The sequence below is a fragment of the Pseudomonas sp. ICMP 10191 genome (genome assembly GCF_001467335.1).
In the GTDB taxonomy this organism is placed as follows: Bacteria; Pseudomonadota; Gammaproteobacteria; order Pseudomonadales; family Pseudomonadaceae; genus Aquipseudomonas; species Aquipseudomonas cerasi.
Genome location: NZ_LKGW01000057.1, coordinates 27,870 through 43,075, shown reverse-complemented (window position 1 = coordinate 43,075; position 15,206 = coordinate 27,870). Strand labels below are relative to the sequence as shown.

Sequence of the window (15,206 nt, the reverse complement as noted above, 5' to 3'; positions counted from 1 at the left end):
ACCCGTATCGATACAAGGAGCAAGGCCATGACAGACAAAACGATCAGCGATGGCGAACAGATCCGTCGCCAGGTGATGGGCGATGTCTTCGTCGACCGTGCGCTGGGGAACGCCACCGATTTCAGCCAGCCGCTGCAGGATTTCGTCAACGAGCACGCCTGGGGCAGCGTCTGGAGTCGCGAAGGTCTGCCGCTGAAAACCCGCAGCCTGATCACCCTGGCCGCCCTCACCGCCCTGAAATGCCCACAAGAACTGAAGGGCCACGTTCGTGGCGCACTGAACAATGGCTGCACGGTCGAGGAGATTCGTGAAGCCCTGCTGCACTGCGCGGTGTACGCCGGCGTGCCAGCGGCCATCGATGCGTTTCGGGCGGCCCAGGAAGTGATCGACAGCTACGTCAAAACCGATTAGATCCAGCCGCCCCATTGCAGGATGAAAATCCCCACGTTGGTCGTGACCGCGGCAGCCAGCGTTGTGATGACGATGATCGCAGCGGCCAGCTCGTAATTGCCGTTGGCCGTGCGCGCCATGATGTAGCTGGCAGCCGCTGTCGGGCTGCCGAAATACAGGAACAGAATCCCCAGTTCAGCGCCGCGAAAACCGGCCAGCCAGGCGGCCAGCGTGCACAGCACTGGCAGCGTGATCATCTTCATGACGCTGGCGCTGACAGCCAGTTTTCCACTCTTGCGCAACGACGCCAGCGACAGCGTGCCACCGATGCAGATCAGTGCCAGCGGCAGGGTCATCTGGGCAAGATAGCTGCCGGAGGTTTCCAGCCATTTGGGCAAGCCGATGGCGAAGTAAGCGAAGGGCGAGGCGATGATCACACTGATGATCAGCGGGTTGGCCAGCACGCTTTTGAAGATGCTCCAGGGGTCGGACTTGATCACCGGGCTGTAAACCGCCAATACCACCGTCGATAACGTGTTGTAAAAGACGATGACCAACGCGGCGAGAATGGCGCCCAGTGAAATGCCATCAGGCCCGTACATGCTGGCCGCCAGGGCCAGACCGATGACCCCGTTATTGCCACGAAACGCGCCCTGGACGTAGATCCCGCGCTCTTCGTGCGGGCAACGCCAGATCGCCCATCCCCAGGCGAACGCGAAACTCAGGAGCGTCGCAACGCTGAAAAAAATCAGCAGTTTGGGCTGCAATGCGGTGCGCAGGTCGGCGTGAATAATGCCCAGAAACAACAGCGCAGGCATGGTGACGTTGAACACCAGCCCGGAAGCCGCAACGATGAAACCATCATTGATCGCGCCGATACGCCTGAGGAACACGCCCAGAAACAGCATGGCAAACACCGGGGCGGTGATGTTCAGGGTTTCGAGAAAAATAGCCAGCATGCAACGCATCCGGTCCCGTCGTTAGGTAGCTCATGATAGGCCACCGACGACAAGCATGTTGCACGGAATTTCCGAAGCCCTGATCAACCCGCCACAGCGGTTGTTTATCAGACGATGCGGCTGACTGCCTTCTCAGGCTGGAGCTTGCGCTCGAAGACCGAGACCCCGTCGAGATCGCGCAGCGTCACGGTCATCTCACCGGTCTGTCCGTCGATATTCACTTCACCAAAGAACTGAAAACCCGCAAATGGCGAGGTGTTCTGCGCAGGAGGCGCCTTCTGGAACACCAGCTCGGGGCCAAAGGTCTTGTCCAGCACATTGGGACCATAGCTACCGGCATTCAACGGCCCGGCGACGAACTCCCAAAACGGGTCGAAGTCCTGAAACTCGGCCAGATCCGGCTGATAATGATGCGCAGCGCAGTAATGCACGTCGGCCGTCAGCCAGACACAATCGCGAATCTTCTGCGCGCGCAGGTACGCCAGCAATTCGGCGACCTCCAGCTCGCGCCCCGACGCCGGCCCGTCATTGCCGTTGGCGATGGCCTCCCAACGCTGTACGCCGGGGCTGACCTCACCATCCGGAACGCCCAGGCCGATGGGCATGTCCGCCGCGATGACTTTCCACTGCGCGCGCGACGCATTGAGCTCGCGCTTGAGCCAGTCCAGTTGCTCACGGCCCAGAAACGCAGTGGTCGGACCCGGTTTGTCAGCCAGGTTGGCATCGTTGCCGGCGCGATAGCTGCGCATGTCGAGGACGAAGACGTCGAGCATCGGACCGTAAGGGATCTTGCGATAAATGCGTCCGCCGTTGTCGGCTTCCTGCAAGCGTAATGGCGCGTATTCCAGATAAGCCTGGCGGGCACGCGAGGACAGCAGGCTGATGTCCTTGACCTTGTAGCGATCATCGAGCTGTTTGCTGGGCGACCAGTTGTTGGTGACTTCGTGATCATCCCACTGCCAGATCTGCGGTACTTCGGCGTTGAAGCGACGCAGGTTTTCATCCATCAGGTTGTAGCGGTAATTGCCCCGGTATTCGTCAAGGGTCTCCGCCACCTTGCTCTTCGCCTCGGTGGTGATGTTGCGCCAGATACGCCCGTCCTCCGTGGTGAGCTGCTCCGGCACCGGGCTGTCGGCGTAGATGGTGTCACCGCTGTGGATAAAAAAGTCCGGCAAGCGCAAACGCATGGCTTCATAAATACGCATGCCGCCAATATCGGGGTTGATGCCAAAGCCCTGCCCGACCGTATCGCCGCTCCAGACGAAGCGGATGTCGCGGCGCTGCTGCGGTGTGCTGCGCAAATGGCCGAACCACGGTTCACTGACGACACCGCTCTGCGCATCCTCGAAAGACACCCGGTAGAAAATCGCCTGATCGACCGGCAGCCCGCTCAACTCGACCCGCGCGGTAAAGTCGCTACGCTGATCGGCCAGCGCCGACACCACGCGGCGTGGCTGGGTGAACATGCTGCGCGTGTCCCACTCGACGACCATGCGCGAAGGCCGGTCGCTTCGGCTCCAGACGATCGCCTTGTCGCCGAACACATCGCCGGACTGCACGCCATCCATCATCTTCGGACGATCCTGCACCGAGGCGATGACCGCCGGCGCAACACCCGGTAACAGCAGACCGGCACCTACCGTTCCAACGGCCTGGATGACACGGCGACGCTTGAGATCGAACTGGCTCACGGTTATCCCCTCGCTGACAGGCAAAAAAGCACCGTAGCAGGGGAATATTGGCGCTGTATGACAACGCAGGAGATCAAGCGCATGGCAGACTTCAAAACCCCCCGGCGTCCGGTAACTGGTAAACTCCCGCGCCTTATTCCAGCCCGAGGCGCTCAGCATGTCTTCCTTGAATCAGGCGCTCAGCGTCGCCCTCGATAATCGCCAGGCGTTGCTTGACCAATTGCATGGGCAGGGGACGGACTGCTATCGACTGTTTCACGGCAGCCAGGAGGGCGCCAGCGGGCTGACCATCGACCGCTACGGCCCGCAATTGCTGGTGCAGAGCTTTCATACCCGCCTGGATCGCGATGCCCTGCTGGCACTGTATGAACAGGCCAACACGCGTCTGGGCCTGGATACCCTGCTGGTCTATAACGATCGCTCGCAAGGCAACTCGCGCGTGGATCGCCATGACACCGTGTACAAGGCTGAAGAAGCGGCTCTGGCCGATCATGTCGGCCACGAATGGGGGCTCAATTACCGGGTCCGCGGCCGGCATGCAGGCCAGGACCCGCTGTTGTTTCTCGACCTGCGCAACGCCCGCGGCTGGGTCAAGCAGCACAGCGCCGGGAAAAGCGTGCTGAATCTGTTCGCCTACACCTGCGGCGTCGGCCTCAGTGCTGCGGCCGGTGGCGCGAGTGAAGTGTGCAATCTGGACTTCGCCGAAGGCAATCTGGCGGTGGGTCGCGAGAATGGCGCGCTCAATCCGCAACTGCCGCCGATGCAATTCATCCAGTCGGATTATTTTCCGGCAATCCGCCAGTTGGCCGGGCTGCCCATTGCCGCACGCCGCAGCCAGCAATTGCCCAGCTACGTGAAACTGCAACAGCGCCAATATGATCTGGTCCTGCTTGATCCACCCGCATGGGCCAAGAGCGCGTTCGGCACCGTTGACCTGCTGCGCGACTATCAAAGCCTGCTCAAACCTGCGCTGTTGACCACGGCAGACGATGGCGTGCTGATCTGCTGCAACAATCTGGCGAAAGTCAGCATGCAGGACTGGCGTGAGCAGGTACTGCGCTGTGCCACCAAGGCCGGGCGTCCGGTGCGCGACTGCCAGGAGATGCGTCCCGCTGCAGACTTCCCGTCTCAGGACAATCAACCGCCGCTGAAAACGCTGATTCTGCAACTCTGATCCGGCGCTCGATAGCTTAACGTACAACCGGAAAGTTCCTACAAGCCGCGACGGCAGTGCCTTCGGAACCGAACAGGCATGCCATACTCCAAGGGCTTCCAAAAGAGAGAGACGCCGCTGCCCATGTCCAGAGGATTGAAACGCACACTTGGCTCCCTGCTGGCTGTGATCGCGCTCTACAGTTTGCTGGGTTTTTTCATTCTTCCCGGCGTCGCTCTGCGGATCGCGAACCAGCAACTGGCCAATTACGCCACAGTGCCGGCAAAGCTCGAACGCCTGGAATTCAACCCCTTCACGCTGGAGCTGACGCTCTGGGGCCTGAACATCGGCACGCCAGGCAAGGAGCAGGTGGCGTTTGAAAAGCTTTATGCCAATCTGCAAATCAACAGCCTGTGGACGCGGGCCCTGCATCTGCAACGCGTCGAGCTGATCAAACCACGCACCGAGTTGCTGTTCGACAAACAGGGCAAGCTCAATCTGGCACAGCTGTTCAAGCTGCCCGCCAGCGAACCGACAAAGGACGAACCCGCCACCAAGCCATTCCCGCTGCGTATCGACGAAATCAAACTGGCGGGAGGCTACGTTCACTTCCAGGACCTGCGCCCCAGCCAGCCCATCGAGTTTCTCTACGACGCGCTGGATTTCGAGCTCAAGAACCTCAGCACACTGCCTGAAGACAATGCCGACATGACCCTGGTCGCGGCGGGTCCGGACGGTGGGCAGATCGACTGGGTCGGCCGCATCAGCCTGATCCCGATCACCTCCGAGGGCACGCTGAAGGTCACCGACAGCAAGATGAAACTGTGGTGGCCTTACGTACGTGATGCCTTGCCGCTGGCGCTTGAGGACGGCGTGCTGAATTTCAGCACGGCCTACACACTGAACCTGTCCAAGAAGACCGAGCTCAAGTTGACCAACGTCTCGGCCAGTGTCGCGCCTTTCGCGCTCAACGCTCCCGACGGTCGCCCGTTGGTACGCCTGCAACGCCTGGACGTCAGCGAAACATCGGTCGACCTCGCAAAGCAGCTGGTTACCGTAGGCAAGGTCCGCAGCCAGAAGCTGGAAACCTGGGCCGCACGTGAAACCGACGGGCAACTGGACTGGCAAAAACTGTTTGCCAGCCAACCTGGCAAGCCCGCAGCAACGCACACGCCAGCGGTGGACGAAAAAGCCGCCGAGCCGGCGCCTGCCACCGAGGCCTCAGCCAAAGCCAGCGATAAACCCGTGGCGCAGAGCAAACCCTGGCAAGTCCTGTTGCGGGATGTGCAGTTGCGCAACTACATGGTCCATCTGGCAGATCGCGTACCTCAAGAGCCGGTCGCGCTGGACGTTGGCCCACTGAATCTGGACATCCAGAACTTCGACAGCCTGAACAAGGCGCCCTTCACGCTCAAGCTGGATACCGGGCTGGGCAAACAGGGCAATCTCACTGCCGCCGGTGACGTGAACCTCAACCCGGTCAGCGCACGACTCAACGTAACCACCCGCGACATCGACCTGCGCCTCGCTCAGGCCTACATCAGCCCGTTCATTCGTCTGGAGCTGCGCAGTGGCATGCTCGGCAGCGATCTGGCGGTCGACCTGAAAAGCACCGAGCCACTGGCGTTCAGCGTCACCGGTAAAGCACAGGTCAATCAGTTGCACACGCTGGATACGCTCAAGCAGCGCGACTTCCTGAAGTGGCAGCAATTGGCGCTCGAGGGGCTGGACTACCAGCACGGCCAGGGCCTGTCGATTGCCAAAGTGAACATGGATCAGCCCTACGCGCGCTTCATGATCAATGAGGACCGGACCACCAACATCGATGATCTATTGATCCCGCAGCCAGCCGATGCGGCTGCCGGCAAAACCGCCAGCCAGCCAAAGGCAGCCAGAACGCAAGCGGCAGGCAAGAAGGAAAACCCGCTGGCGATCTACGTGGGTGAAGTGAATATCAACGATGGCTCGGCAAACTTTGCCGACATGACCCTGACCCCCAACTTCGCCACCGCCGTGCAGCAACTCAATGGGCGTATCGGCACCATCGACAATCGCAAGCCTACACCGGCCCCCGTGAATATCGAGGGCAAGGTCGACCGCTATGCGCCGGTCACCATCAAGGGCAGCCTCAACCCGTTCGACCCGATGGCCAGTCTGGATATCACCACCAGCTTCAAGCGCGTCGAGTTGACCAACCTGACCCCCTACTCCGGCAAGTTCGCAGGTTTCCGGATCCGCAAGGGCCGGCTCAATCTCGACCTGCACTACCTGATTACCAAGGGCCAGCTCAAGGCCCAGAACAAGGTGCTGGTGGAGCAGCTGCAGCTGGGTGAACGGGTCGACAGCCCGGATGCGCTGGACCTGCCTATTCGTCTGGCGGTCGCGCTGCTCAAGGATACCCAGGGGCGCATTTCCCTGGAGCTGCCCATCGAAGGCGACTTGAACAACCCGCAGTTCAGCGTCATGCCGATTGTCTGGCAGACCCTGCGTAACCTGGTGCTGCGTGCAGCACAGGCCCCGTTCAAGATGCTCGGCGGGCTGGTTGCCGGTGGAAGCTCCGAGGACCTCGGCAGCGTAAGTTTCGCGCCAGGCTCCAGTGACTTGTCGGCAGAGGCGCAAAATGCCCTGGACAAGCTCTCGGTGGCGCTCAAGGAACGTCCGGACCTGAAGCTGGAGATCGAAGGCACCAGCGCCGCCAGCAGTGACGGTCCATTGATCGCTCAGCAAAGACTGGAACGCGAATACCAGTACACGTACTACAAGATCCTCCAGCGGCGCGGCGACAAGGTTCCAGCCAGGGCCGGTTTGATAGAGGTCCCGGAAGAGGAAAAGGCGCCTATGCTCGAAGGCATCTACAGGACACGCCTGAAACAGCAACCGCCCGCTGAGTGGGCCAGTCTGGGCAAGGAGCAGCGTGCTGCCCAGATGCGTGCCGCCGTACTCAAGTTCTGGAGCAGCAATGAGGTGCTGCTGCGCGAACTGGGCCAGAGCAGAGCCAGCAGCATCAAGGATTACCTGGTGGACAAGGGCAAGCTAGAAGACGCTCGCGTGTACTTCGTCGACGCGCAACTGGGTCAGGCCCAACCGGATGGTAAAGTCATCAGCCCCCTCCACCTCGACAGCGAATGAAGCCATTGGCACACACCCGAATCAAACGGCTGATCAACCTGACCCTCGCCGCCATGGCCGGGTCAGTTGTCGCATCAGCGTATGCCACCTCGACCCTGCGTTGCGGCAGCCAGCTGGTCAGCACCGGCGACCGGACGTTCGAGGTCCAGCAGAAATGCGGCGAACCGGTCAGCCAGGAAGTACTCGGCACTCGGGAAACCTTTAGTAGTAATTATCGAAGGTCAGAAGCCGTGAAGATCGAGGAATGGATCTACGGTCCTGATAACGGCATGTATCAGTACCTGCGCTTTGAAGGCGGTCGCCTGGTAGGCATCGAGAGCAAACGCCGCAACTGATCCCCCGGCTCCCCTTCCCTTCATGTGTTTCGTAGCGCCCATAGAAAAGGCCCCGACTCTTCAGTCGGGGCCTTTAATGGCTACATCCTTGTAGCCTCGCATGAACCTTCCATCAATCAATGACTGCGGGTGTTCATGAGCAGTATTCGATTACTCGGCTTTCAGGCCAGCAGCCGATACGTCTTTAACACCTTTGATTTTCTTGGTGATAGCGACGGCAGTGTTTTTCTGAGCTTCGGTAACTTTTACCATGGAGGACAGGGAAACCACGCCTTTGTTGGTCTCAACCTTGATGTCCGAACCTGGGATGCCTTTTTCAGTCAGCAGATCAGCTTTGACTTTGGTGGTGATCCAGGTGTCAGAAGTGTCTTCTTTGACTTCTTGAGTAGTGGTGTTAGCTGCCAGAACCATTGGCGCTTGAGCCGAGGTCTGTGCGAAAGCAGCGTTGGCCATGGTCAGAGTCAGGGCAGTAGCGGTAGCAGCGGCAATAGCGAACTTCTTCATACGATAACTCCTGTTTTTCTCAAAATCTGCACCAGCATGTGGTGGCAGGGTTAACAGGTATATCGCAAGCGGTGTGCCAAAAACGAGACAGTTAAAATAGCCTTTAAAATCAATTGTTTATGTTTTTCTTTGTTTTGCTGAGTCGTGCAGATTGCCCGTTCGTCCAAACCCGGGCTTGCAAGATGCATGTTTGTACCGAGCAGTTTGCATGCTCCATGTGTAAGCCTCTAATTGCGCTCATAAAAAAAGGACTCCGAAGAGTCCTTTTTCATCTGCAGCTCAGATCAATCAGACGCCCGACGCTTTCGCTGCGGCTACGTCCTTGATCGACAGCTTGATACGGCCGCGGTTATCCACGTCCAGTACCAGTACTTCGACTTCCTGACCTTCCTTGAGGATATCGGTCACTTTCTCTACGCGAGCATCGCTCAGCATCGAGATGTGAACCAGACCATCCTTGCCCGGCAGGATGTTGACGAATGCGCCGAAATCGACGATGCGCTCAACCTTACCGACGTAGATCTTGCCGATTTCCGCTTCTGCGGTGATACCCAGAACGCGCTGACGTGCTGCCTCAGCCGCTTCCTTGGACTCGCCGAAGATCTTGATCGAGCCGTCGTCTTCGATGTCGATCGAAGCCTTGGTCTCTTCGCAGATGGCACGGATGGTTGCGCCACCCTTGCCGATCACGTCACGGATCTTGTCGGTGTCGATCTTCATCGCAATCATGGTCGGAGCGTTGGCCGACAGTTCGTTACGCGACTGACCGATGATCTGGTTCATCTGACCGAGGATGTTCAGGCGAGCTTCAAGGGCCTGGCCCAGGGCGATCTCCATGATTTCTTCGGTGATGCCTTTGATCTTGATGTCCATCTGCAGCGCGGTAACACCTTTGGAGGTACCGGCTACCTTGAAGTCCATGTCGCCCAAGTGGTCTTCGTCACCCAGGATGTCGGTCAGAATCGCGAACTTCTCGCCTTCCTTGACCAGGCCCATGGCGATACCGGCAACCGGCGCCTTCATCGGCACACCAGCGTCCATCAGAGCCAGGGAAGCACCACAGACCGAAGCCATGGAGCTGGAGCCGTTGGACTCGGTGATTTCCGACACAACACGGATGGTGTACGGGAACACGTCTGCGCCTGGCAGCATGGCCTGGACACTGCGACGGGCCAGACGGCCGTGACCGATTTCACGACGACCTGCGCCGCCCATGCGGCCACACTCGCCCACCGAGAACGGAGGGAAGTTGTAGTGCAGCATGAAGGGGTCTTTTTTCTCGCCTTCGAGCGTATCGAGCAGCTGTGCGTCACGTGCAGTACCCAGCGTGGCAACAACCAGCGCCTGAGTTTCGCCACGGGTGAACAGTGCCGAACCGTGGGTCTTTGGCAGAACACCGACTTCGATGTTCAGAGGACGTACGGTGCGCGTGTCACGGCCATCGATACGCGGCTTGCCGTTAACGATGTTTTCGCGAACGGTGCGGTATTCGATTTCACCGAAAGCGGCTTTGACTTCGCTGGCAGACGGGCTGCCTTCTTCCACAGCCAGTTTGGCAACGATCTGATCTTTCAGCTCGCCCAGACGCGCATAACGGTCGGCTTTGACGGTGATGGTGTAAGCCTGGGAGATCGCTTCGCCGAACTCGGAGCGGATAGCGCTCAGCAGTTCAGTCGCTTCAGGCTTAGGCTGCCAGGCCCAGGTAGGCTTGGCGGCTTCGGCAGCCAGTTCCTTGATGGCGTTGATCACGACCTGGAACTCGTCATGCGCGAACAGCACAGCGCCCAGCATCTGGTCTTCGGTCAGCTCTTTGGCTTCCGATTCAACCATCAGGACGGCTTCGGAAGTACCGGCAACGACCATGTCCAGGCTCGAAGCCTGCAGCTGCTCGTAAGTCGGGTTCAACAGGTAGCCGGTGCTTTCGTGGAAAGCAACGCGGGCAGCACCAACCGGACCGTCAAACGGGATACCGGAGATGGCCAGGGCAGCCGAAGTACCGATCATCGCAGCGATGTCCGGATCGGTTTTCTTGCTGGTGGAGACGACGGTGCAGACAACCTGCACTTCGTTCATGAAGCCTTCTGGAAACAACGGGCGGATCGGGCGGTCGATCAGGCGCGAAGTCAGGGTTTCTTTCTCGGAAGGACGGCCTTCACGCTTGAAGAAACCGCCAGGGATCTTGCCGGCAGCGTAGGTTTTTTCCTGATAGTGCACGGACAGAGGGAAGAAGCCTTTGCCAGCGTCAGCCTGTTTGGCGCCGACCACAGTCACGAGTACGCTGACGTCGTCGTCAACGGTGACCAATACTGCACCAGAGGCTTGACGGGCGATACGGCCTGTCTCGAGGGTTACGGTCGATTGACCGAACTGAAACTTTTTGATTACCGGGTTCACGGTTTCCTACCTTTCTTTGTGGCTCTTGGGGAACTGGTTTCTTGCGAATTCTTGGGCAGCGTGGGGAATCGGCCCCTTCCACAGCCCAGATAAAACTTGAGGCTGGGAGCCTGCCAGAACCACCGGGCAAACCCGACGGATCGTGACAGACAACCAACCTCTAGCAACGTCGTTATTAGCGACGCAGACCCAGACGACCGATCAGGGCGCTGTAACGGCTAACGTCCTTACCTTTCAGGTAATCCAGCAGCTTGCGACGCTGGTTTACCATACGGATCAGACCACGACGCGAGTGGTGGTCCTTACCGTTGGCCTTGAAGTGGCCTTGCAGTTTGTTGATGTTGGCGGTCAGCAGTGCAACTTGCACTTCTGGCGAACCAGTGTCACCAACAGCTTGCTGGTAGTCGGTTACGATCTGAGCTTTTTCTTCAACGCTGAGTGCCATGTGGGCAATCCTTTTGTGCAAGGAAGCGCTTCCGGAGAAACGTTTCCAACAGGCCGAGGACAGATCCTCGTATTAAAAAATGAGGTATGACCGTGCCTGTTGACAGCCATCCTCGTTCCACCCCACTCGCCGGCAAGCCGACGCCTGGACTGGTTTCGGTCACTCTGACCGAATCAAGCGACGCGGCGCAATGCGCCCGTCTTCGGCGACTTCACCGATACCGATGAAGCGACCTTCGTGATCCTGCACGCGAACCATACCGAATTTCGGTGCGTCCGGCGCGCGTACTGGCTGACCATGCAACCAGTAAAACGAACTGTGTTCCGAAAACTTCAACAGCGGCCAGTCCAGCAGACCGCTGTCCGATGGCATCAGGAAACGGTCGACCGCTTCATTGCCGCCATCGGCATGCACCTGCTCGAGCTCTTCCAGCGTCACTGTCTGAGCCAGCGTGAAAGGCCCGGCCTGGGTACGACGCAATTCTGCGACATAAGCACCACAACCGAGCTTCTCACCGATATCCTCGACCAGCGTGCGGATATAGGTGCCTTTGCTGCAATCGACGGACAGACGTGCTGTGTCGCCTTCGCAATCAAGTAATTCCAGGCGCGTAATAGTAACAGAACGGGGCTCGCGCTCCACTACTTCCCCTGCACGCGCCAGCTTGTAAAGTGGCTGGCCATCACGCTTGAGGGCCGAGTACATGGGAGGTATCTGGCTGATTTGTCCGCGAAAATGCGGTAGAGCCGCTTCGATATCGTCGCGACCAACGGTCACCGGACGCGTGAGCAAAACCTCGCCTTCAGAATCGGCAGTGGTCGTGGTCTTGCCCAGTTGCGCCAGGGTCTCGTAGGACTTGTCCGAATCGAGCAGGTACTGAGAGAACTTGGTCGCTTCACCAAAACACAACGGCAGAACACCCGTTGCCAGAGGATCAAGGCTGCCGGTATGCCCGGCTTTCTCGGCATTGAGCAGCCAGCGAACCTTTTGCAGAGCGGCGTTGGACGTGAAACCCAGTGGCTTGTCGAGCAGGATGATCCCGCTGACATTGCGGCGTATACGCTTGACCTGAGCCACTCTTTATTCCTCGGTACTTTCAGGCTTTGCATCCGTCGATGCGGGGCCTTCCTGATGCTGACCGTCTTCTGCAACGGCACGCTCGATCAGTGCCGAGAGATGCGCGCCACGCACGACGCTTTCGTCATAGTGGAAGTGCAGTTGCGGTACGCTGCGCAGCTTCATTTCGCGGGCCAACTGCATGCGCAGGAAGCCTGCGGCAGCGTTGAGCACCTTGATGGTCTGCGCGATTTCTTCCGCGCTGTCCTGGCCCATGACGGTCATGAAAATCTTCGCATGACCCACGTCACGGCTGACGTCTACGGCGGTGATGGTGACCAGACCCACACGCGGGTCCTTGATTTCGCGACGGATCAGCTGCGCCAGTTCGCGCTGCATCTGATCGCCGATACGTTGGGTACGGCTGTATTCTTTTGCCATGCTTGTTACCTGTTACTGATCCGGGACCAAACCCTGACAGTCTGAAAGCGGCAAACGCCCGGCCTGACAATTGCCAGACCGGGCGTTGCGTTTAGAGCCCATGGGGAAAGCAGGGCATTTGCATGCGAGGCTCCCACCATGACTCCTGAAGCTCGCGATTTAGAGGCTGCGAGCCACTTGGACCTTCTCGAAGACTTCGATCTTGTCACCAACCTTGACGTCGTTGTAGCTCTTGACGCCGATACCGCATTCCATGCCTGCACGTACTTCGGCAGCGTCGTCCTTGAAGCGGCGCAGGGATTCCAGCTCGCCTTCAAAGATAACGATGTCTTCGCGCAGAACACGAATCGGACGGTTACGGTAGACAGTGCCTTCCAGAACCATACACCCTGCGATCGCGCCGAATTTCGGCGAACGGAACACATCGCGGACTTCGGCGATACCCAGGATATTCTCCCGGACGTCGCTGCCAAGCATGCCGGTAAGGGCTTTCTTGACGTCTTCGATGATGTCGTAGATCACGTTGTAGTAACGCATGTCCAGACCTTCCTGCTCGACGATCTTGCGCGCGCCAGCATCGGCACGCACGTTGAAGCCAAACAGTACAGCGTTGGAGGCCAGTGCCAGGTTGGCGTCGCTCTCGGTGATACCACCGACACCGCCGCCCACTACGCGCACTTGCACTTCGTCGTTACCCAGGCCGCCAAGGGCGCCCTGCAATGCTTCCAGAGAACCGCGGACGTCGGACTTGAGGACGATGTTAAGCGTCTTCTTCTCTTCCTGACCCATGTTCTCGAAGATGTTCTCCAGCTTGCCGGCATGAGCGCGAGCCAGTTTGACCTCGCGGAACTTGCCCTGGCGGAACAGTGCGACTTCACGGGCTTTCTTCTCGTCAGCCAGCACCGACATTTCGTCGCCAGCATCCGGAGTACCGTCAAGACCCAGGATTTCGACCGGAATCGAAGGACCTGCTTCTTTGACCGGCTTGCCGTTCTCGTCGAGCATGGCGCGGATGCGGCCGAAGTTCGAACCGACCAGCACCATGTCGCCCTGACGCAGCGTACCGTCCTGAACCAGAACAGTAGCGACCGGACCACGGCCCTTGTCCAGACGGGACTCGACAACAACACCACGACCCGGGGCCGACGGGGTTGCCTTGAGTTCCAGGACTTCGGCCTGCAGCAGAACAGCTTCCAGCAGCTCGTCGACGCCAGTACCCATTTTCGCGGAGACCGAAACGAAAGGCGTATCACCGCCCCACTCTTCGGACGTCACGCCATGGACCGACAGCTCGCTGCGGATACGATCGAGGTCAGCACCAGGCTTGTCGATCTTGTTCACCGCAACAACCAGCGGAACGCCAGCCGCAACAGCATGCTGAACAGCTTCGATGGTCTGAGGCATCACGCCGTCGTCAGCTGCAACCACCAGAATCACGATATCCGTTGCCTTGGCACCACGGGCACGCATGGCGGTAAACGCGGCGTGACCAGGGGTGTCGAGGAACGTGACCATGCCGCGTTCGGTTTCAACGTGGTAGGCACCGATGTGCTGGGTGATGCCGCCGGCTTCGCCAGCTGCAACCTTGGCACGACGAATGTAGTCGAGCAGCGAGGTCTTACCGTGGTCGACGTGGCCCATTACGGTCACAACCGGTGCACGGGAGAACGACTCACCTTCGAACTTCAGCGATTCGGCCAGGGAATCTTCCAGGGCGTTGTCGCTGACCAGCGTGACCTTGTGGCCCAGCTCTTCGGCGATCAACTGGGCAGTTTCCTGATCCAGTACCTGATTGATGGTCACCGGGGTGCCCATCTTGAACATGAACTTGATGACTTCCGCAGCCTTGACCGACATCTGTGCCGACAATTCGCCGACAGTGATGGTCTCGCCAATGGCAACGTCACGGATGACGGGGCCGGTAGGGCTCTGGAAACCGTGAGCATTGCGCTTCTTCAGCTTGGACTTGCCACGGCCACCGCGACGGAAGCTGTCGCTTTCTTCGTCGGTAGTGCGAGGAGCAACGCGAGGGGCCGGAGCCTTCTCCTTGACCGAAGCGCGATGCGGAGCGTTTTTACGCTCGCCGTCGCCGCCACGGGCGTTGCGGTCGTCAGCACGAGGCTTGTCAGGGCGACGTTGTTCGTCACGCTTGCGAGCATCGGCAGAAGGCGCTGCGCTTGCCGGTGCCGGAGCAGCGGCTGGCGATGCTTCACGCACAGGCTCGGCGGCGACAACAGGCTCGGCAGCAGCCGAAGCGGGCTGGCTTGCAGCAGGCTGATTGCGCGCATCTTCTTCAGCGCGACGCTTGGCTTCTTCTTCAGCCTTTTGACGAGCGGCATTTTCTACCGCACGGCGTTCGTCCATCTCGCGCTTGCGCTCGGCTTCGATCTCTTCCGGGCTACGCTGCACAAAGACTTTCTTCTTGCGCACTTCAACGCTGATGCTCTTGCTGCCAGCAACGCGCAGGGTGCTGGTGGTCTTGCGCTGCAAGGTAATCTTGCGAGGCTCTTCCACCTTGGCCTTGTGACCGCTTTTCAGGTGCGTCAACAAGGCTTGTTTTTCGTTATCGGTCACAACTTGCTCGGCGGCGGTGTGCGGCAGACCTGCCTCACGCATCTGCTGTAACAGGCGCTCTACCGGTGTGTCGACCACTTTGGCCAGTTCTTTCACCGTGACTTGCGTCATGCACTTCTCTCCTCAGGCCGCGCC

General features: G+C 59.2%; 12 protein-coding genes. 4 read left to right on the top strand and 8 right to left on the bottom strand.

Features of this window, described 5'->3' with window-relative positions; translation table 11 throughout:
- The first annotated feature begins 27 nt into the window (after window positions 1-27).
- Window positions 28-411 (top strand): carboxymuconolactone decarboxylase family protein, encoded by a 384-nt coding sequence (locus tag AO388_RS05975; protein WP_044308971.1) that lies wholly within the window; start codon window positions 28-30, stop codon window positions 409-411.
- On the opposite strand, the gene AO388_RS05970 is transcribed toward AO388_RS05975, so the two are convergent.
- Together AO388_RS05970 and AO388_RS05965 are read right to left on the bottom strand one after the other, a co-directional pair.
- On the bottom strand, window positions 408-1,349 hold the full coding sequence (locus AO388_RS05970; RefSeq protein ID WP_058416184.1) for an AEC family transporter: 942 nt from the start codon (window positions 1,347-1,349) through the stop codon (window positions 408-410). The genes AO388_RS05975 and AO388_RS05970 overlap by 4 nt on opposite strands.
- A gap of 107 nt (window positions 1,350-1,456) precedes the next feature.
- Window positions 1,457-3,040 (bottom strand): alkaline phosphatase D family protein, encoded by a 1,584-nt coding sequence (locus tag AO388_RS05965; RefSeq protein ID WP_003431520.1) that lies wholly within the window; start codon window positions 3,038-3,040, stop codon window positions 1,457-1,459.
- A gap of 157 nt (window positions 3,041-3,197) precedes the next feature.
- Between AO388_RS05965 and AO388_RS05960 the strand changes: the two genes are divergently transcribed.
- The 3 genes from AO388_RS05960 (at window position 3,198) to AO388_RS05950 (ending at window position 7,657) form a co-directional block, all read left to right on the top strand.
- Window positions 3,198-4,214, top strand: coding sequence for a class I SAM-dependent rRNA methyltransferase (locus AO388_RS05960; RefSeq protein WP_058416183.1), 1,017 nt, complete (start codon window positions 3,198-3,200; stop codon window positions 4,212-4,214).
- A 123-nt stretch (window positions 4,215-4,337) separates the two neighbouring features.
- Window positions 4,338-7,322, top strand: coding sequence for a DUF748 domain-containing protein (locus AO388_RS05955; protein WP_058416182.1), 2,985 nt, complete (start codon window positions 4,338-4,340; stop codon window positions 7,320-7,322).
- Complete coding sequence (locus AO388_RS05950) at window positions 7,319-7,657, top strand: DUF2845 domain-containing protein (protein WP_003364124.1); 339 nt, start codon at window positions 7,319-7,321, stop codon at window positions 7,655-7,657. The genes AO388_RS05955 and AO388_RS05950 overlap by 4 nt, the downstream gene beginning before the upstream one ends.
- A 150-nt stretch (window positions 7,658-7,807) precedes the next feature.
- On the opposite strand, the gene AO388_RS05945 is transcribed toward AO388_RS05950, so the two are convergent.
- The 6 genes from AO388_RS05945 to infB all read right to left on the bottom strand — a co-directional run bounded on the left by AO388_RS05945 (window position 7,808) and on the right by infB (window position 15,182).
- Window positions 7,808-8,161: a BON domain-containing protein gene (locus AO388_RS05945; protein ID WP_002555119.1), complete on the bottom strand. Its 354-nt coding sequence runs from the start codon at window positions 8,159-8,161 to the stop codon at window positions 7,808-7,810.
- A gap of 288 nt (window positions 8,162-8,449) precedes the next feature.
- Window positions 8,450-10,555, bottom strand: a complete 2,106-nt coding sequence (gene pnp, locus AO388_RS05940) for a polyribonucleotide nucleotidyltransferase (protein WP_003431526.1) — start codon at window positions 10,553-10,555, stop codon at window positions 8,450-8,452.
- Window positions 10,556-10,730: 175 nt separating this feature from the next.
- The gene (rpsO, locus tag AO388_RS05935) at window positions 10,731-11,000 is read right to left on the bottom strand and encodes a 30S ribosomal protein S15 (protein WP_002555121.1); all 270 of its coding nucleotides are present in this window, start codon (window positions 10,998-11,000) and stop codon (window positions 10,731-10,733) included.
- A 159-nt stretch (window positions 11,001-11,159) separates the two neighbouring features.
- On the bottom strand, window positions 11,160-12,077 hold the full coding sequence (truB, locus tag AO388_RS05930; RefSeq protein ID WP_003431529.1) for a tRNA pseudouridine(55) synthase TruB: 918 nt from the start codon (window positions 12,075-12,077) through the stop codon (window positions 11,160-11,162).
- A 3-nt stretch (window positions 12,078-12,080) separates the two neighbouring features.
- Complete coding sequence (rbfA, locus tag AO388_RS05925) at window positions 12,081-12,497, bottom strand: 30S ribosome-binding factor RbfA (protein WP_003364128.1); 417 nt, start codon at window positions 12,495-12,497, stop codon at window positions 12,081-12,083.
- Window positions 12,498-12,656: 159 nt separating this feature from the next.
- The gene (infB, locus tag AO388_RS05920; protein WP_003431531.1) at window positions 12,657-15,182 is read right to left on the bottom strand and encodes a translation initiation factor IF-2; all 2,526 of its coding nucleotides are present in this window, start codon (window positions 15,180-15,182) and stop codon (window positions 12,657-12,659) included.
- Between the last annotated feature and the right edge of the window lie 24 nt (window positions 15,183-15,206).